Genomic DNA, 17,128 nt, shown 5'->3' on the forward strand with positions numbered 1-17,128 from the left:
CGGCTCCGCTCAGGAGGGGTCAGGTGACGTCGTCGTAGCCGTTGTGCCGGGCGGAGCGGGTGCCGTCGCCGTTGACCTGCTCGGGCAGGGACTTGGCGGCGGGGACGGGCCTGACGTCGTCGATCGGCTCGGGCGTGAGGTCGAGGTCCGACGCCTCGTCGTCGTCGAGGTCCGCGTCGGGGTCGGCGCGGCGGCGGCGCTTGTCGTTGAGCACCGAGAAGCCGACGGCGAAGAAGTACAGGACGACGATGGGTCCGGCGAGCGCGATCATGCCGACCGGGTCGGTCGTGGGGGTCGCCACCGCGCCGAAGACGAAGACGCCCATCACGACGCCGCGCCACCAGCCGAGCATGCGCCGCCCGGTGACCATGCCCGTCATGTTCAGCATCACGAGCAGCAGGGGCAGTTCGAAGGAGGCACCGAAGACCAGGACCATCCGGACGCTGAAGTCCAGGATCTTGTCCATGGGCAGGATGTTCTCCGACCCTTCGGGCGTGATCCCGAGCAGCACGCGGATGCTGACCGGCATGATCTCGTACGCGAGCCAGGCGCCGCCGAGGAACAGCGGCACGGCCGCACCGACGAAGGCGTAGGTGTACTTGCGCTCGTGCTTGTGCAGTCCGGGCGCGACGAAGGCCCACAGCTGGTACAGCCAGACGGGGCTCGCCACGATGACGCCCGCCATGAGGGACACCTTCACCGTCGTGGTGAAGGGCGAGAGGAGGTCCGTGTAGGCGACGGTGGCGCACTCGCCGCCCGTGGTCGACATGCCCTCCTTGCAGCGGGGCACGGGGTCCGCGAGGAACTCCATGATGTCCTCGCTGTAGAACGCGGCGACGATCGCGACGATCGTGATCGCCAGCATTCCCTTCGCGAGCCGGTTGCGGAGCTCACGCAGATGGTCCGCGAGCGGCATCCGCCCCTCGGGGTCCCTCTCCTTCTTGCGGGCAGACTTGAGCAACCCACGTCCTCATCTCGTGCGGCAGGCCGACGGTCGGGGTCGGCCTTGGATCAGCGCTGCGTCGTGTGGTCGGTCGGCTCGGCGACCGGACGGGAGCTGCTCACATCGCCGGGCGCGGCCTGGATCGTGCGCTGCTGCGGAGCGGTCTTGTCGGTGGTGGCGGGCGGGTCGGCCGGGGCGGCCTCGTCCTGCTTGCCTTCCGACTTCATCGCCTTGGCCTCGCTCTTGAGGATGCGCGCCGACTTGCCGAGGGACCGGGCCATGTCCGGAAGCTTCTTCGCACCGAAGAGCAGGACCAGGATGACGAGGATCAGAATGATCTCGGTGGGGCCGAGCCTACCCATAGCTGTCTACCTTCTTCACCGAGGCGTCAGATTTCGGGACCGGCTGTCGGACAGTCGTCCGACCACCGGGCTTGCCAGCGATCGTAACCCCCTGGAGTAAACGCGGGGCAATCCCCGTGCATACTCCCAGTTGCGGTCCGCGCCTCACATTTCGGACCACTTCAGCAGCGTACCTGGCCGGTCAGCACAGTTGACAGGCCGCTCCGCGTCACGCCGTGGCGCAGCGGCCGCCCGCGCCTCACTTCAGGTCGCTGCCCGCCCTGACCACTCCGGTCGCGGCCCGCTCCAGGTCCTCGGCCGCGCGGTTGATCCGCCGCGTGGTCTCGGTCACTTGCCGCCCGAGACGCTGGGCCTCCACGAAGACCTTGATCGCGAACACACCCAGTACGGCGAGACCGCAGAATCCCACGGCCACCGCCAGCATCGCCCAGAACATGCGCCGAGCCTAGACGGTCGAGTGCAGCCGCAGCGTCCGCACCCCTCCGCCGGTGAGGAGTTCGATGATGCGCTCCCCCGCGGGCTTGCGGACGGCGGTGCCGCACTCGGGGCAGGTGAAGGAGTAGAAGGTCGTACGGCGGCTGGCGCCGATCGCGAGCCGCAGGGCGCCCGCGGCGAGTTCGAAGCGCGCGCGGCAGTCGGGGCACGCGGCCTTGAAGAGCACCGCGGCCATCGGATGGGACGTAAGGGACGTCAGCGACATACTGTGCAACTCTCCTCGGCTCGGTTCTCCACGCACCACGCGGGCACTCCGATCGCTCGCCCTCCGGCGTCCCTCACACCCCGCCCCCGATCCGGCGCCGTGCCCCCCGTACGCCCCCGCGCCCGGCGTCCTCACGCCCCGGGCCCGCCCGTAGCGCCGCCATGCGTCCCCGCACCGCCGCCGTCGCCCTCGTGCGCGGCCCCGCCCGCCGGGCCGTCGTGCGCCACGTCCTCGTACACCACCCCGTCGTACGCCGCCAGCGCCTCCCGTGCGGCCCGCCGCGCGCTGTCCGCGAGGTCCTGCGGCGACACGATGCGGCCGTCGCCGCCCAGGCGCAGGGCGAGCCGGCGCAGGGACGCCGGGTCCGGGGTGCGCAGCGTGATGCGCAGGCCGCCGTCGGGGAGCTCCTCGGCGCTGTCGTGCGGGTAGTACTCGGCGACCCAGCGGCCGCCGGGGCCGACCTCGACGACCACCTCGGGGTCCTCGGCGGCGGGCTGCACCAGGCCCGCGGAGAGGTCCCGCAGCTCGATCTCCGGCGGCGCGGACGGCTCGTCGAGGACCTTGATCTCGGCGACCCGGTCGAGCCGGAAGGTGCGCCGCGCCTCGGAGCGGCGGCACCACGCCTCCACGTACGTGTGGCCGACGCTGACGAGCCGGATCGGGTCGATCTCCCGCTCGGTGAGCTCGTCGCGGGCGGGCGAGTAGTAGCGGATCCAGAGCCTGCGCCGCTCCGAGATGGCCCGGTCGACATCGGCGAAGACGCCGCCCTCGGACTCGAAGGTCACCGAGAGCCGGGAGCTCGCCCCGGCCGCCTCGCCCGCGGCGGCCTCCAGCTTCGCGGTGGCGCGCAGGAGCGCGAGGCGGTCGCTCTCGCGCAGGCCGGGCAGTGTCGCCACGGCGCGTGCGGCCACGAGCAGCGCGGTGGCCTCGTCGGCGGCGAGCCGGAGCGGAGCGGCCGCGTCCGCGCTGAGCGCGTTGGGGTTGCGCCACCAGATGCGCTCGCCGTCGGTGTCGATGTCGAGCAGATCGCCGCCGCGGAAACTCGTCCCGCACAGCGGCAGCACGTCCAGGTCGGAGATCAGCTCGTCCTCGGTGATGCCGAAGGCGCGCGCGACGTCCCCGACGCGGGCGCCCGGGCGCTCCCGCAGATACGTCACCAGGGACAGCATCCGCCTGGTCTGATCGATGGCGTTCGCGGCCATGCTCTGTCCGTTCCCCCTCAGCCCTTGGCCACGGCGCGCAGCCGGTCCACCACGTCGGCCCGCAGCTCCGCGGGCTCCAGGACCACCACGTCGGGCCCGAACTCCACCAGCCAGGCGTCGAGCCCGTGCCCGTACGGGATCTCGAGCTCGTCCCAGTCGCCGTCCAGCGCCCGCGTGCCGACGGCCTTGGCGCGCAGCGGGTAGCCCGCGCCCTTGCGCAGCCGGATCAGCGCGGTCCGGTCGGCCTTCTCGCCCGCCCAGCGCTCCACGGTCTCACGGACCGTGACGACGTCGGGCACCTCCGCCCGGAACTTCCCGGCGCGCGAGCGGACCTTGCCGGTGATGCGGGAGAGCCGGAAGACCCGCTCCGCCTCCCGGTCGCGGTCCCAGCCCGCCAGGTACCAGTGGCCGCGCCAGCACTCCAGGGCCCAGGGCTCGACATGGCGCTGCCCGGGCCGGGCCGCCGTGGCCTTGCGGTAGTCGAAGACGACGGGCCTGCGGTCGCGGCAGGCCAGCATCAGCGGTTCGAACGCGGCCTCGTGCGCGGGGATGCGCGGCTCCAGGGCGCCGTGCGTCTCGTACGGGTCGACGCCCTCGGGCAGCCCGGCCGCGCGCAGCTTCTGCAGGGCTCCGCTGGCCGCCCCGGCGAGCCTGGCCTGCTGCCACACCTTCGCGGCGAGGCCGAGCGCGGCGGCCTCCTCGGCGTCGAGGGTGATGGGCGGGAGGCGGTTGCTGTCGCGGCGTGCGAGGTAGCCCGTCTCGCCGTCGAGGTTCTCCACCGTCTCGATGACGAGGCCGAGTTCGCGCAGGTCGTCCTTGTCGCGCTCGAACATCCGGTTGAAGGAGTCCTCGGACCCCGCTTCGAGATAGGCCTCGATGGACTCCCGCAGCTCCCGCTTGCTGAGCGGCCGCCTCGTCCCGAGCAGGCACAGCGCCAGATTCATCAGCCGCTCGGCCTTGGCAATGGCCATCGACGCCCTTTCTCGGCCCTGTCCACCCGCGAGTGGCTCCCGGTGCCCACTCACCAGTGCTTACGACCGATGACCGTACCGGTCCGGGGCATGCTGGCAAAAGCCGAAGGCCCATGCCAAGGCAGGCATGGGCCCTCGTCGGTCACTTCCGGTCACGCGCGGACGCGCCACCGTGGGGCGACAGGCGTCAGACGGCCACCAGGTCACAGACGAAGATCAGCGTCTCGCCCGGGGCGATGCGGCCGCCACCGGCGCCGCGGTCGCCGTACGCCAGGTGCGGCGGGATGGTCAGCTTGCGGCGGCCGCCGACCTTCATGCCCTGCACACCCTGGTCCCAGCCGGCGATGACCTGGCCGGCGCCGAGCTGGAACTCCAGCGGGTTGCCGCGGTTCCAGGAGGCGTCGAACTCCTCGCCGGACGAGAAGGACACACCCACGTAGTGGACCTTGACGAAGTCGCCCGCCTTGGCCACGGGCCCGTCGCCCTCCCAGATCTCGTCGATCTGGAGCTCCGTCGGCACCGGGCCGTCGGGGAAGTCGATCTCGGGCTTGTCGATGTTCACGTGACTAGCTCCTGCTCATGTGCGATAGGACAACCGGGACAGTCTGCCATTCCCCGGCGTCACATCTTCGCGAGGATGTCCACCGAGAAGACGAGCGTGGAGTCCTTCTTGATGGGGCTCTTCTGCGGGGGCTTGTCGGCGTAGCCGTCCTTCGGCGGGACGACGACCAGGACGCGGCTGCCGACCTTCTTGCCCTTCAGTCCCTCGCGCCAGCCCGGGATGACCTGCTGGAGCGAGAACTGCGCGAGCTGACCGCTCTTGTACGAGGAGTCGAACTCCTTGCCGTCGGCCCAGAGCACGCCCTTGTACTGGCACAGGAGCGTGTCGCTCTCCTTGACCTCGTCGCCGTCGCCCTCGATCACATAGGTCGCCACGACCTTCTTCGGGGCGTCCTTCTTCGGGACGTCGACGCTGGGGGCCTTGCCGTCGGTGTTGGTGCCGACCTTGGGCAGGTCCGCGTTGTCCTGGGCGACGTCCTTGCCCTTGGCGGAGCTCTTCTTGCTGTACGTGTTCACGATGTCGACGACGAAGACCAGGGTGTCGGTGCCCTTGATGCCCGCCTGCGGGTTGCCCTGCTTGCCGTACCCCAGGACCGGGGGGATGGCGAGCTCGACGCGGCTGTCGACCTTCTTGCCGACCAGGCCCTGGTCCCAGCCGGGGATGACCTGGCCGACGCCGATCGGGAAGATCGTCGGCGCCTTGCGGTCGTAGGAGTTGTCGAAGACCTTGGCAGTGTCCCAGATCTGCCCCAGGTAGTGGGCCTGCAGATAGTCGCCCTTGGCGACCTCGACACCCTTGCCCGCGATGATCGTCTTCACCGCCAGGTCGGCCGACGGCTTGCCGGAGCCCTTGGCGATGGTCGGCTTCTCACCGAACTTCGTGCCCTTGGTGATCGCGGGCACGGGGCCGTCGACGATCTTTCCCTTCGGGGGCGTGGAGTTCGTCGGCGTGTTGCTGTCCTTGGACTTGGCCTTGTCGGACTTGTCGTCACCGCATCCGGCCAGGGTCAGCAGGCCGGCCGGAACGGCCAGGAGGAGAGAGCGTCGGCGCACGGTGGGGGCCTCGTATCGGTCGATCTTGTCAGTGGGCGTGCGCGCAACTCTACGCAGTGAGAAGGGCGCCGTACGAGGAACGTACGGCGCCCCGCGTTGCGTTCCCGCCACGCACTGCCGTCTCAGGGCCCCCACCGGGCCCGTACGGAACGGCCGCGAACGGACAACTCCGCGCTCAGCTGCCGGTCATCGGGGGCCGGCGGTCACATCCCTGCGATGAGCTTCTCCACCCGGTCGTCCACGGAGCGGAACGGGTCCTTGCACAGGACCGTGCGCTGCGCCTGGTCGTTGAGCTTCAGGTGCACCCAGTCGACCGTGAAGTCCCGGCGCTGCTCCTGTGCCCGGCGGATGAAGTCGCCGCGCAGCCGCGCGCGCGTGGTCTGCGGGGGCACCGACTTGCCCTCGAAGATCTTCAGGTCGTTGCAGATCCGGGCCGCCTGTCCCTTCTTCTCGAGCAGGTAGTAGAGCCCGCGGCGGCGGTGGATGTCGTGGTACGCGAGGTCTATCTGCGCGACCCTCGGGTGCGACATGGTCATGTTGTTCTTCGCCCGGTACCGCTCGATGAGCTTGTACTTCATGACCCAGTCGATCTCGGTGGCGATGCGGTCCAGGTCCTCGGTCTCGATCGCTTCGAGCGTACGGCCCCACAGTTCGAGGACCTGCTCGACCGTGCCCGTGCGGATGCCGCGGCGCTCGACGAAGTCCACCGCCTTCTCGTAGTACTCGCGCTGCACTTCGAGGGCGGAGGCCTCACGGCCGCTGGCGAGGCGCACCTTGCGGCGGCCCGTGATGTCGTGGCTGACCTCGCGGATCGCCCGGATCGGGTTCTCCAGGGTCAGGTCCCGCATGACCGTGCCCGCCTCGATCATGCGCAGGACCAGATCGGTCGCGCCGACCTTCAGGAGCATCGTCGTCTCGGACATGTTCGAGTCGCCGACGATGACGTGGAGGCGGCGGTAGCGCTCGGCGTCCGCGTGCGGCTCGTCACGCGTGTTGATGATCGGCCGGGAGCGGGTCGTCGCCGACGACACGCCCTCCCAGATGTGCTCCGCGCGCTGGCTCACGCAGTACACGGCGCCCCGCGGCGTCTGCAGCACCTTGCCCGCGCCGCACAGCAACTGCCGCGTGACGAGGAACGGAATCAGGATGTCCGCGAGCCGGGAGAACTCCCCGTGCCGGGCCACGAGATAGTTCTCGTGGCAACCATAGGAGTTTCCCGCCGAGTCCGTGTTGTTCTTGAACAGATAGACGTCGCCCGCGATTCCCTCCTCGTGCAGACGGCGTTCGGCGTCGACGAGCAGGCCCTCGAGAATGCGCTCGCCTGCCTTGTCGTGCGTGACCAGCTCGGTCACGTTGTCACACTCGGGTGTCGCGTATTCCGGGTGTGATCCCACGTCCAGATACAGGCGGGCGCCGTTCCGCAGAAAGACGTTGCTGCTGCGGCCCCATGACACGACACGGCGGAAGAGGTAGCGCGCCACTTCGTCAGGCGACAGACGGCGCTGTCCCCTGAACGTGCACGTGACGCCGTACTCGTTCTCCAGCCCGAAAATGCGGCGGTCCATGACTGAACATTACGCCTGATGCCCCGCACTGAAACCGGGTTCGACGGCACGGCTTCGATCATTTTCCGATGAACCCTCAACCGTCCCGCGGTCGCCGGTAGCTGCGAGGACCCGTCGCGTCGCGAGCAGCACGAGCAGCGCCGCCGCCCCCGCGAGGCCCGGCACCGCGAAGCCCCACGCCGGGCCGCCCCGCTCCACCACCGGCCCGCCGACGGCCGTCCCCACGGCCGTACCCACCGTGAACGTCGTCACCAGCCACGAGAAGGCCTCCGTCACCGTGCCCCGCGGAGCGTGCCGGTCCACCACGATGAACGCGCACGCGAGGGACGGCGCGAGGAACACCCCCGCGAGCGTCGTCAGCGCCACCATGGCCACCGCGCCCGGCGTGAGCACCAGCGGAACGTAGAACACCGCGAGCAGCGCCACGAGGACCACAAGACGCCGCTCCGGCACCCCCGCCCACTGCCGCGCCCCGTACACCACGCCGCCCACCAGCGCGCCGAGCCCCAGGCCCGCCACCATCGCGCCGTACACCCCGTCACCGCCGTGCCCGTCCGCGTACGACACACCCGCGACCGTGATGGCCCCAAGTGCCGTCCCCACGAAGAGGAACGCCCCGAGCAGCGCCAGCAGACCGGGTGAGCGCAGCGCCCCGAGCCAGTGCGCCTCCCGCGGCGCGGAACGCCACGTGCGCGAGGGCCGCGCCGTCACCACCGACAGCGCGCCGAGCACGCCGATCGCGTTCACCACGAGCAGCGCCGCCCGCTCCGACCACAGCGACACCAGGCCGGTCACCAGCAACGGCCCGACGGTGAACATCACTTCCTGCGCCACGGCGTCCATCGCGTACGCCGTGTGGACGTGCTCCTCCTTGCCGAGGACGTCCGGCCACAGCGCCCGCAGGCCGCCCTCGAGAGGGGGCGTGAACACACCGGCCACCACCATCGCGGCGTACGCGACGGCGAGCGTGTCCGGGCCGGTGAAGGCGAACGCCGCCATGCCGAGCGCCGAGGCGACGGCCGCGGGCAGCATCACCCGGGGCTGTCCGTACAGGTCCACGAGCCGGCCGAGGAGCGGCTGGCCCACCGCCGTGGCCACCGCGTACACCGCCGCGAGGGCGCCCGCCAGGCTGTACGTGCCGTCCTCCGCGCGGACGAAGAGGACGATGGCGATCGCCGCCGTCGCGTTCGGCAGCCGCCCCACCAACGTGCCCACCAGCAATCGGGTCGCGTACCGCGCCCGGAGGATCTCCGCGTAACCGGTAGCCATGACCGCGCCCTCCACCCCGCCCGCGCGCCGCGGCGCCCGAAGTTGTACGTATAACGTTGCGGGGTCATACGTACCATGAGCGCTGTTCAGCAGTCCACCGCCGCGCCCCGCCCGACCGGCACAGCGACGAGCACCCCGACACCCACCAGGAGACGTCCGTGGCCGGACCCCAGCACGACACCACGGCCCCCCGCCCCACCAGCCGCGACGTCGCACGCGCCGCCGGCGTCTCCCAGGCCACCGTCTCCCTCGTCCTCGGCGGCAAATGGCACGGCCGCGTCGCCGAGCGCACCGCCGAGCGCGTCCGTGCCACCGCCAGGGAGCTCGGCTACCGCCCCAACCTCGCCGCCCGCAACCTGCGCCTCGGCCGCACCCGTACCGCCCTGCTCGTCGTCCCCGCGCTCACCAACGAGTTCTTCGCCCGGCTCCACACCGGCGCCGCCCGCGTCGCCGCCCGCCACGGCTTCAGCGTCGTCCTCTACCCCTCCCCCGAGGGCGTCGCCCCGGCCCCCGCGCCCACGGACAGGCCCACCCACACCCCCCGCGTCAGCGACCCCTTCGACTCCGCGCGCGCCGCGCTCGACGGCGTCCTCGCCTCCTCCATGGCCTCCGACGCCCTGGCCACCCTCCGCGGCGACGCGCTTCCCCTCGTCATGCTCGACAGCGACCCCGCCCACAGCCTCGGCGCCACCACGGTCAACCTCGACATCGCCGACGGCATGCGCCAGGTCGCCGAGCACCTCCTCGGCCTCGGCCACCGGGACTTCCTGCACCTCACCGCCGACATCGACTCCTGGACCTTCGACGTGCGCCGCGACGCCCTGGCCGCCGCGCTCCGCGGCACCGGCGCCACGCTCCGCACCAGCAAGGCCGCCCTCACCGTCGACGACGCCCGCACCGCCACGGAGGCCGCCCTCACCGCCGCAGGCCCCCGTCCCACCGCGCTCATCTGCGACGACGACGTCCTCGCCGCGGGCGTCTGCAAGGCCGCCCGCCGCCTCGGCCTGCACGTGCCCGACGACCTCAGCGTCACCGGCTTCGACGACCTCACCCTCGCCACCGCCGTCGAACCCGAGCTCACCACCGTCCGCCTCCCCGCCGAGGACTTCGGCGAGCGCGGCATGGCCACCCTCCTCGCCGTCCTCGACGGCCAGGCGTCCCGGGCCGAGCCCCTGCCCGTCCGCCTCGTCGTGCGCGGCTCCACAGCACGACGCCCCGCACCCCGGTGACAGGCACCGGAGCACGGGGCGACGAAGGACCCGCTGCGGCTACTCCTCGGACGAACCGCCCTCCGAGCCCGCGTCGTCGGACTCGGCACCGGCCTCCGCGTCCGACGACGACGCCGAACCGTCCTCGCCGAGCAGCCGCTCCAGCTGCCGGCCCACGATCCGCTTGAACTTGCGCTGCTGCGGCCGCGTCCGGTCCAGGACGGCCACCTCAAGGCGCTCCGCCGGAATCTCCCGCTCGCTGCCGTTCGTGTCCCGGGACAGCGACTGCACCGCGAGCTTCAGCGCCTCGGCCAGCGTCATCCCGTCCTGATGACGCTGATCCAGATACGTACTGATCTGCTCCGCATTGCCGCCCACCGCGACCGAGCCGTGCTCGTCCACGATCGAACCGTCATGGGGCAGCCGATAGATCTGGTCGCCGTCCGGAGTCGCACCGACCTCCGCGACGACCAGCTCCACCTCGTACGGCTTCTCCGCATTACTGGAGAAAATCGTGCCGAGCGTCTGCGCGTACACATTCGCCAGGCCGCGTGCCGTCACATCGTCGCGGTCGTATGTGTACCCGCGCAGATCCGCGTACCGGACGCCGCCGATGCGGAGGTTCTCGTACTCGTTGTACTTACCGGCCGCCGCGAAACCGATGCGGTCATAGATCTCGCTGAACTTGTGCAGCGCACGGGACGGGTTCTCGCCGACGAACACAATTCCGTCGGCGTACTGCAGCACTACCAGACTGCGACCGCGAGCGATCCCCTTACGGGCATACTCCGCCCGGTCGGCCATGGCCTGCTGGGGTGAGACATAGAACGGCGTCGACACCGGCTATCCGTCCCTTTCTGTCAAAACTTCACAACAACAACAGGGCACTCAGAGCAGCGCGGCCCGCGGGCCGTCCGGCTGCTCAAGACGCCGCTCCAGAATCGAGCGCGCGATCGCGGACGTCTCCTCGTCCGACAGCCTCCGGAACCCCTCGTCCGAAATCACCGTCACGATCGGATAGATCCGGCGGGCCACATCCGGGCCGCCCGTCGCGGAATCGTCATCCGCCGCGTCGTACAACGCCTGCACCACCAGCGTCGTCGCCTGCTCCTCGGACAGATCGTCGCGGTACAGCTTCTTCATCGCGCCGCGAGCGAACACCGAACCCGAGCCGGTCGCCGCGAAACCCTGCTCCTCGCTGCGGCCACCCGTCACGTCGTACGAGAAGATCCGGCCCTTCGCCCGGTCCACGTCATATCCCGCGAACAGCGGCACGACGGCCAGGCCCTGCATCGCCATCCCCAGATTCGACCGGATCATGGTCGACAGGCGATTGGCCTTGCCCTCCAGGGACAGCTGGGTCCCCTCGACCTTCTCGAAGTGCTCAAGCTCCAGCTGGAAGAGCTTGACCATCTCGACGGCCAGACCGGCCGTACCGGCGATGCCCACCGCCGAGTACTCATCCGCCGGGAACACCTTCTCGATGTCCCGCTGCGCGATCACATTGCCCATCGTCGCCCGCCGGTCACCGGCGAGCACCACGCCCCCGGGGAACGTCGTCGCCACGATGGTCGTGCCGTGCGGCGCCTCGATCACGCCCTGCACGGGCGGCAACTGCCGCTTGCCGGGGAGCAATTCCGGCTGGTGCGCGGAGAGGAAGTCCACGAAGGAGGACGACCCCGGGGTCAGGAAGGCAGCCGGCAGACGCCCGGGCTTGAGAGTGTTGGCTTCCACAGGTTTCCTTCCAGGTAGCTAAAAGACCGACGGAGAGCGTCGGGATCATCTCCCAACTTGCCGATGGCCGAATTGCAGTTGAAGCACGGTACGCCACGGACCCTACCCGGCTCGTGGCGGTGATCCACATGCGTCGACGGAGCGGCCGGAGGCCGGAGCGCCGTCAGGGCGGCCGCGCGGCGAGCCGGCGGCAGGGCCGGGCGCCCCGGTGCGGGCAGCGCGCGGCCCGGTCGCACCGCGCCGCGCGCAACGCTTCGTCTTCGACTCGCCCGCCCCCGCCATCCACCTTCACATCGAAGGGGAAAGCGGTCTACTGGCCACCCTTTTGAACGAAGGAGCGCACAAAGTCCTCTGCGTTCTCCTCGAGGACATCGTCGATCTCGTCCAGAACGGAATCGACGTCGTCGCTCAGCTTCTCCTGGCGCTCCTTGAGGTCCTCGGAGGCCTGCGCGTCCTGCGTCTGCTCCTCGACCTCCTCGGTGGAGCGCGTCGCCTTCTGCTGTCCGCCGCCGGTGTCCTTGGTCGCCATCTACCTCACCCCGCTCGGTTAGACGTTCTTGATCAGACCCTACAATCCGGGTCCGACATCGGCCCCGCACTTTGTACAACGTGCGGGGCCCACCTCTGTGATTCCCCGGCCGCCGGGCTTTCAGCCGCGATTCAGCCCCCGGAGAGCACCCGGACCAGATCCTCCGCCGTGCGGCACCGGTCAAGGAGTTCCTTGACGTGATTACGCGTTCCGCGAAGCGGCTCCAGGGTCGGGACGCGCTGGAGGGAGTCCCGGCCCGGCAGGTCGAAGATGACCGAATCCCAGGAGGCCGCGGCCACGTCGTCGGCGTACTGCTCCAGGCAGCGGCCGCGGAAGTAGGCGCGGGTGTCCTCGGGCGGCTTGGTGCGGGCCCTCTCGACGTCGGTCTCGTCCAGGAGCCGCTTCATCTTGCCGCGCGCCGTGAGGCGGTTGTAGAGGCCCTTCTCGGGGCGCACGTCGGCGTACTGGAGGTCCACCAGGTGCAGCCGGGCGGCGTCCCAGTCGAGGCTGTCGCGGCGGCGGTAGCCCTCCATCAGTTCGCGCTTGGCGACCCAGTCGAGCTCTCCGGAGAGGCTCATCGGGTCGTTCTCCAGGCGGTTGAGGACGTCTTCCCAGCGGGTGAGGACGTCCTTGGTCTGGGCGTCGGCGTCGGCGCCGTAGCGCTCCTCTACGTACTTGCGGGCCAGCTCGAAGTACTCCATCTGGAGTTGTACGGCCGTGAGGGTGCGGCCGCTGCGGAGCGTGACCAGGCGCTGCAGCGTGGGGTCGTGCGAGACCTGGTGGAGGGTGCGGACGGGCTGGTCGACGGCGAGATCGACGGCGATGAAGCCGTCCTCGATCATGGCGAGGACGAGGGACGTGGTGCCGAGCTTCAGATAGGTGGAGATCTCGGAGAGGTTGGCGTCGCCGATGATCACGTGGAGGCGGCGGTACTTCTCCGCGTCGGCGTGGGGCTCGTCCCGGGTGTTGATGATGGGCCGCTTGAGGGTGGTCTCCAGGCCGACCTCGACCTCGAAGTAGTCGGCGCGCTGGCTGAGCTGGAAGCCGTGCTCGTGGCCGTCCTGGCCGATGCCCACGCGGCCCGCCCCGGTGATGACCTGGCGGGAGACGAAGAACGGCGTGAGGTGGCGCACGATGTCCGAGAAGGGGGTCTCCCGCTTCATCAGGTAGTTCTCGTGCGTGCCGTAGGAGGCGCCCTTGTTGTCGGTGTTGTTCTTGTAGAGGTGGATCGGCTGGGCGCCGGGGAGCGCGGCGGCGCGCTCGGCGGCCTCCGCCATGATCCGCTCGCCGGCCTTGTCCCAGAGGACGGCGTCGCGGGGGTTGGTGACCTCCGGTGCGCTGTACTCGGGGTGTGCGTGGTCGACGTAGAGGCGCGCCCCGTTGGTGAGGATGACGTTGGCGAGGCCGATGTCCTCGTCGGTGAGCTGGCTGGCGTCGGCGGCTTCGCGGGCGAGGTCGAAGCCCCGTGCGTCCCGCAGCGGGTTTTCCTCCTCGAAATCCCAGCGGGCGCGTCGCGCCCGGTGCATCGCCGCGGCGTAGGCGTTGACGATCTGGGATGAGGTGAGCATGGCATTGGCGTTGGGGTGGCCGGGGACGGAGATTCCGTACTCCGTCTCGATGCCCATTACTCGCCGTACGGTCATGCGGCCCTCCTTGCCCGGCGGCGCCCTCGGTCGGGGGCGCAGCTCAAGTACCGCTGGTTCTCCGGTGCGTGTGCGGTGCCCGTCCCCGCACTGCGCGACTCGGCGGTACGGAAGAGCCTAGAACGCCTTTGCGCTGGTGGGGAGATCATTTCCTGCTTTGCTCTCGCTGGGTTGGTGACGCGGCTGCGAGGCGTCCGCGACCGGCGGAAAACAGTCGGCTGCGGGTACCCGTGGTGGGCACCCGCAGCCGCCCTTTTGCCTACAGGTATTGACCGGTGTTGGCCACCGTGTCGATGGAGCGTCCGGTGTCGGCGCCCTGCTTTCCGGTGACGAGGGTGCGGATGTATACGATCCGTTCACCCTTCTTGCCGGAGATGCGGGCCCAGTCGTCCGGGTTGGTGGTGTTGGGCAGGTCCTCGTTCTCCTTGAACTCGTCGATGCAAGCCTGGAGGAGGTGGGAGACCCTGAGGCCCTTCTGGTTCTGCTCGAGGAAGGCCTTGATGGCCATCTTCTTGGCGCGGCCGACGATGTTTTCGATCATGGCGCCGGAGTTGAAGTCCTTGAAGTAGAGGACTTCCTTGTCGCCGTTGGCGTACGTGACTTCGAGGAAGCGGTTCTCCTCGGATTCGGCGTACATCTGCTCGACGACCGACTGGATCATGGCGTGCACCGTGGCGCCCTTGTCGCTGCCGTGCTCGGCGAGGTCGTCGCCGTGCAGCGGGAGGCGCTCGGTGAGGTACTTGGCGAAGATGTCCTTGGCCGCCTCGGCGTCCGGGCGCTCGATCTTGATCTTCACGTCGAGTCGTCCGGGGCGGAGAATGGCCGGATCGATCATGTCCTCGCGGTTGGAGGCGCCGATGACGATGACGTTCTCCAGGCCTTCCACACCGTCGATCTCGGCGAGCAGCTGGGGGACGATGGTGTTCTCCACGTCCGAGCTGACGCCGCTGCCGCGGGTGCGGAAGAGGGATTCCATCTCGTCGAAGAAGACGATGACGGGGGTGCCCTCGCTCGCCTTCTCGCGAGCGCGCTGGAAGACCAGGCGGATGTGGCGCTCGGTCTCACCGACGTACTTGTTGAGGAGCTCGGGGCCCTTGATGTTGAGGAAGTAGCTCTTCCCCGCGGGCTGTCCCGTGACCTCGGCGACCTTCTTGGCAAGGGAGTTGGCCACGGCCTTGGCGATCAGCGTCTTGCCGCAGCCGGGCGGGCCGTAGAGCAGGACGCCCTTGGGCGGCCTGAGTTCGTGCTCCTTGAAGAGGTCGGGGTAGAGATAGGGGAGCTCGACCGCGTCGCGGATCATCTCGATCTGGCCGCCGAGGCCGCCGATCTTGTCGTAGCTGATGTCCGGGACTTCTTCGAGGACCAGTTCCTCGACCTCGCTCTTCGGTACGACTTCGTAGACGTACCCGGAGCGAGGTTCGAGCAGGAGGGCGTCACCGGGGCGGATGGTCACGTCCAGGAGCGGCTCGGCGAGCCTGACCACCCGTTCCTCGTCGGTGTGTCCGAGCACCAGGGCTCGTTCGCCGTCCTCGAGGATTTCCTTGAGGGTGACGATGTCTCCGACCCGCTCGTACTCCATGGCCTCGACCACGTTGAGCGCTTCGTTGAGCATGACCTCTTGGCCGCGCCTGAGATCGTCGAGTTCGACGCTCGGGCTGACATTCACGCGGAGTTTGCGGCCGCCGGTGAAGATGTCGGCGGTGCCGTCCTCATTCGCCGTGAGGAAGACTCCGAAGCCGGCCGGGGGCTGTGCGAGCCGGTCGACTTCTTCCTTGAGGGCCACGATCTGGTCGCGGGCCTCTCGGAGCGTGTTCGCGAGTCTTTCGTTCTGTGCGGATACGCCTGCCAGGTTGGTCTGCAGCTCGACGATCCGCTCTTCGAGAATCCTCGTGTGACGCGGAGAGTCGGCGAGCTTGCGTCGCAGGACGGCGATTTCCTGCTCGAGATAGGCAACCTGACCGGCTGGGTCTTCAGACCCTCGCCCCGGCCGGATGCCGCGGTTGATGTCGTCGTCGTGGGCTGCCACGGTCCTCACCTCCTCCAAGGGGAGCTGGACGCTTCCTGACCCTACCTGGGTGGGTGCTGATTGAAACCCCTAGATCACAAAGACGGTGGGGGTGTGTCCGATCTTCACCCTTGCGCTCTCCCTCACGCCAGGGGAATACCCACCCAACAACATCGGAAAGCTGCCGGTTGTAGGGTCGAACTGTTCAACACCCGTCAGGGCTGGCCGGACTTGCGGCAAAGTCGGCCGGGTCCGGCGCAGTTTCGGCAGGAGAGATGACCGTGCGGCACGACGCGGAGACCGTCGGCGAAAGCCAAGATCCACTCGAGGTCTGGATCGACCAGGACCTGTGTACCGGCGACGGCATCTGCGCCCAGTACGCGCCGGAGGTCTTCGAGCTGGACATCGACGGACTCGCGTACGTGAAGGGCGGGGACGACGAGCTGTTGCAGGCCCCTGGGGCGACGACGCCGGTTCCGCTTCCGCTGCTGCGCGATGTGGTCGATTCGGCGCGGGAGTGCCCGGGTGACTGTATTCACGTACGTCGAATTTCGGACAGGGTCGAGGTCTACGGACCCGACGCAGAGTGACCGAATAGTTTCGCTGGGTTAGCCGCAGAGGGCCCGTACGCGCTGTCGGAGGTGCGTGCGGGCCCTGTGCGTTGTCGTCGGGTGGCGGCCGGTGATGCGCGCGGGGCGTTACACGCTGCGGGCCTCGCCGCTTGTCGAGCGGGTGAACGCGCCGTTCTTCCACTGCCACTTGGCTTCGTCGCGGCGGTCGGGGCAGCAGCGGGGCACGTCGAGCGACGAGTAGCCGAGGAGGGTCGCGGTCACGGCGGTGCCGCTGACCTTCAGGTCGCGGACGGTGAGCCGGTCCTTGGGATTCACCAGGGTGGCGACGACGCGCGGGGCGCCCGTGCGGGACCTGGTGACGACGTAGACGCCGTCCGGCGGGGTGCCGGAGCCCGCGGCGCAGCGCACGGCTGCCACGGTCTCGGGGCGGCCGTCGGCGTCGAGATCGCCGGTGGCCTTGGCCGAGACGACGGAGTCGGCGGTGCCGCAGTCGAGGGGGAAGTCGACGGCCGCGGGGTCGGGTGCGGGGCCGGGGGCGGACTTCGGGGCGGGTGCGGGGTCCGTCTGGGCGGCGGTGGCCGGGTCGGGCTGGAGGAAGGCGGCGCCCGCGATGACGGCGGCGAGGGCCGCGGCGGTGGCCACCCAGTGGATGGGGCGGGTGGTGGTGTGGGCCAGTTCCGGGACGGCGGGGTGCTGCACGAGGAGTGTCTCCTGTGAGGGCTGTGCCGGGGGGTGTGGGTGGCCAGCATCGTGCCACACCTCACAGGACGGCGGAACACCGGGGTCGGTGGTGGTGTACGCGTCCAACGAG

At 69.7% G+C, this 17,128-nt stretch carries 19 protein-coding genes; 2 read left to right on the forward strand and 17 right to left on the reverse strand.

Annotated elements, in window-relative coordinates:
• Window positions 1-19: 19 nt before the first annotated feature.
• The 10 genes from tatC to ACFWZ5_RS24565 all read right to left on the reverse strand — a co-directional run bounded on the left by tatC (window position 20) and on the right by ACFWZ5_RS24565 (window position 8,626).
• Entirely contained in the window at window positions 20-916 is an 897-nt protein-coding gene (tatC, locus tag ACFWZ5_RS24520; protein ID WP_384792845.1) for a twin-arginine translocase subunit TatC, read from the reverse strand.
• A gap of 95 nt (window positions 917-1,011) precedes the next feature.
• Window positions 1,012-1,305 (reverse strand): Sec-independent protein translocase subunit TatA, encoded by a 294-nt coding sequence (gene tatA / locus ACFWZ5_RS24525; protein WP_384792811.1) that lies wholly within the window; start codon window positions 1,303-1,305, stop codon window positions 1,012-1,014.
• Window positions 1,306-1,543: 238 nt separating this feature from the next.
• Entirely contained in the window at window positions 1,544-1,741 is a 198-nt protein-coding gene (locus ACFWZ5_RS24530) for a hypothetical protein (protein ID WP_384792808.1), read from the reverse strand.
• A gap of 9 nt (window positions 1,742-1,750) precedes the next feature.
• Window positions 1,751-2,005 carry a hypothetical protein gene (locus tag ACFWZ5_RS24535; protein ID WP_384792805.1) on the reverse strand — a complete coding sequence of 85 codons (255 nt, stop codon included), beginning with the start codon at window positions 2,003-2,005 and terminating at the stop codon, window positions 1,751-1,753.
• A 131-nt stretch (window positions 2,006-2,136) separates the two neighbouring features.
• A complete protein-coding gene (locus ACFWZ5_RS24540; RefSeq protein WP_384792802.1) occupies window positions 2,137-3,207 on the reverse strand; it encodes a helix-turn-helix transcriptional regulator in 1,071 nt (356 codons plus the stop codon).
• A 17-nt stretch (window positions 3,208-3,224) separates the two neighbouring features.
• The gene (locus tag ACFWZ5_RS24545; RefSeq protein ID WP_384792799.1) at window positions 3,225-4,178 is read right to left on the reverse strand and encodes a helix-turn-helix transcriptional regulator; all 954 of its coding nucleotides are present in this window, start codon (window positions 4,176-4,178) and stop codon (window positions 3,225-3,227) included.
• 187 nt (window positions 4,179-4,365) lie between these two features.
• Window positions 4,366-4,740, reverse strand: coding sequence for an FKBP-type peptidyl-prolyl cis-trans isomerase (locus ACFWZ5_RS24550; protein WP_384792796.1), 375 nt, complete (start codon window positions 4,738-4,740; stop codon window positions 4,366-4,368).
• A 59-nt stretch (window positions 4,741-4,799) separates the two neighbouring features.
• A complete protein-coding gene (locus tag ACFWZ5_RS24555) occupies window positions 4,800-5,792 on the reverse strand; it encodes an FKBP-type peptidyl-prolyl cis-trans isomerase (protein WP_384792793.1) in 993 nt (330 codons plus the stop codon).
• A gap of 203 nt (window positions 5,793-5,995) precedes the next feature.
• A complete protein-coding gene (gene pafA / locus ACFWZ5_RS24560) occupies window positions 5,996-7,357 on the reverse strand; it encodes a Pup--protein ligase (protein ID WP_384792790.1) in 1,362 nt (453 codons plus the stop codon).
• A 9-nt stretch (window positions 7,358-7,366) separates the two neighbouring features.
• Entirely contained in the window at window positions 7,367-8,626 is a 1,260-nt protein-coding gene (locus ACFWZ5_RS24565; RefSeq protein ID WP_384792787.1) for an MFS transporter, read from the reverse strand.
• A gap of 158 nt (window positions 8,627-8,784) precedes the next feature.
• Here ACFWZ5_RS24565 and ACFWZ5_RS24570 point away from each other — a divergent pair, with 158 nt between their 5' ends.
• Window positions 8,785-9,855 (forward strand): LacI family DNA-binding transcriptional regulator, encoded by a 1,071-nt coding sequence (locus ACFWZ5_RS24570; protein ID WP_384792783.1) that lies wholly within the window; start codon window positions 8,785-8,787, stop codon window positions 9,853-9,855.
• 39 nt (window positions 9,856-9,894) lie between these two features.
• Here ACFWZ5_RS24570 and prcA read toward each other — a convergent pair whose 3' ends face one another.
• The 6 genes from prcA to arc form a co-directional block, all read right to left on the reverse strand.
• Window positions 9,895-10,674 (reverse strand): proteasome subunit alpha, encoded by a 780-nt coding sequence (gene prcA, locus ACFWZ5_RS24575; protein WP_384792780.1) that lies wholly within the window; start codon window positions 10,672-10,674, stop codon window positions 9,895-9,897.
• 48 nt (window positions 10,675-10,722) lie between these two features.
• Complete coding sequence (gene prcB, locus ACFWZ5_RS24580) at window positions 10,723-11,568, reverse strand: proteasome subunit beta (RefSeq protein ID WP_384792777.1); 846 nt, start codon at window positions 11,566-11,568, stop codon at window positions 10,723-10,725.
• On the reverse strand, window positions 11,520-11,804 hold the full coding sequence (locus tag ACFWZ5_RS24585; protein WP_384792774.1) for an endonuclease domain-containing protein: 285 nt from the start codon (window positions 11,802-11,804) through the stop codon (window positions 11,520-11,522). The genes prcB and ACFWZ5_RS24585 overlap by 49 nt, the downstream gene beginning before the upstream one ends.
• Before the next feature lie 74 nt (window positions 11,805-11,878).
• A complete protein-coding gene (locus ACFWZ5_RS24590; RefSeq protein ID WP_030356241.1) occupies window positions 11,879-12,097 on the reverse strand; it encodes a ubiquitin-like protein Pup in 219 nt (72 codons plus the stop codon).
• Window positions 12,098-12,228: 131 nt separating this feature from the next.
• Complete coding sequence (gene dop, locus ACFWZ5_RS24595) at window positions 12,229-13,740, reverse strand: depupylase/deamidase Dop (protein ID WP_384792769.1); 1,512 nt, start codon at window positions 13,738-13,740, stop codon at window positions 12,229-12,231.
• A gap of 259 nt (window positions 13,741-13,999) precedes the next feature.
• Complete coding sequence (arc, locus tag ACFWZ5_RS24600; RefSeq protein WP_384792766.1) at window positions 14,000-15,766, reverse strand: proteasome ATPase; 1,767 nt, start codon at window positions 15,764-15,766, stop codon at window positions 14,000-14,002.
• Window positions 15,767-16,020: 254 nt separating this feature from the next.
• Here arc and ACFWZ5_RS24605 point away from each other — a divergent pair, with 254 nt between their 5' ends.
• Window positions 16,021-16,335, forward strand: coding sequence for a ferredoxin (locus tag ACFWZ5_RS24605; protein WP_384792763.1), 315 nt, complete (start codon window positions 16,021-16,023; stop codon window positions 16,333-16,335).
• 108 nt (window positions 16,336-16,443) lie between these two features.
• On the opposite strand, the gene ACFWZ5_RS24610 is transcribed toward ACFWZ5_RS24605, so the two are convergent.
• Window positions 16,444-17,016 (reverse strand): hypothetical protein, encoded by a 573-nt coding sequence (locus ACFWZ5_RS24610; RefSeq protein ID WP_384792760.1) that lies wholly within the window; start codon window positions 17,014-17,016, stop codon window positions 16,444-16,446.
• Between the last annotated feature and the right edge of the window lie 112 nt (window positions 17,017-17,128).

The sequence above is a fragment of the Streptomyces sp. NPDC059003 genome (assembly GCF_042740445.1).
GTDB lineage: Bacteria > Actinomycetota > Actinomycetes > Streptomycetales > Streptomycetaceae > Streptomyces.

Bases quoted from the DNA above. Each gene is read 5' to 3' on its own strand.
- tatC (WP_384792845.1), bottom strand. From the start codon at position 916: ATGCCGCTCGCGGACCATCTGCGTGAGCTCCGCAACCGGCTCGCGAAG.
- tatA (WP_384792811.1), bottom strand. From the start codon at position 1,305: ATGGGTAGGCTCGGCCCCACCGAGATCATTCTGATCCTCGTCATCCTG.
- ACFWZ5_RS24530 (WP_384792808.1), bottom strand. From the start codon at position 1,741: ATGTTCTGGGCGATGCTGGCGGTGGCCGTGGGATTCTGCGGTCTCGCC.
- ACFWZ5_RS24535 (WP_384792805.1), bottom strand. From the start codon at position 2,005: ATGTCGCTGACGTCCCTTACGTCCCATCCGATGGCCGCGGTGCTCTTC.
- ACFWZ5_RS24540 (WP_384792802.1), bottom strand. From the start codon at position 3,207: ATGGCCGCGAACGCCATCGATCAGACCAGGCGGATGCTGTCCCTGGTG.
- ACFWZ5_RS24545 (WP_384792799.1), bottom strand. From the start codon at position 4,178: ATGGCCATTGCCAAGGCCGAGCGGCTGATGAATCTGGCGCTGTGCCTG.
- pafA (WP_384792790.1), bottom strand. From the start codon at position 7,357: ATGGACCGCCGCATTTTCGGGCTGGAGAACGAGTACGGCGTCACGTGC.
- ACFWZ5_RS24565 (WP_384792787.1), bottom strand. From the start codon at position 8,626: ATGGCTACCGGTTACGCGGAGATCCTCCGGGCGCGGTACGCGACCCGA.
- ACFWZ5_RS24590 (WP_030356241.1), bottom strand. From the start codon at position 12,097: ATGGCGACCAAGGACACCGGCGGCGGACAGCAGAAGGCGACGCGCTCC.
- dop (WP_384792769.1), bottom strand. From the start codon at position 13,740: ATGACCGTACGGCGAGTAATGGGCATCGAGACGGAGTACGGAATCTCC.
- ACFWZ5_RS24605 (WP_384792763.1), top strand. From the start codon at position 16,021: ATGACCGTGCGGCACGACGCGGAGACCGTCGGCGAAAGCCAAGATCCA.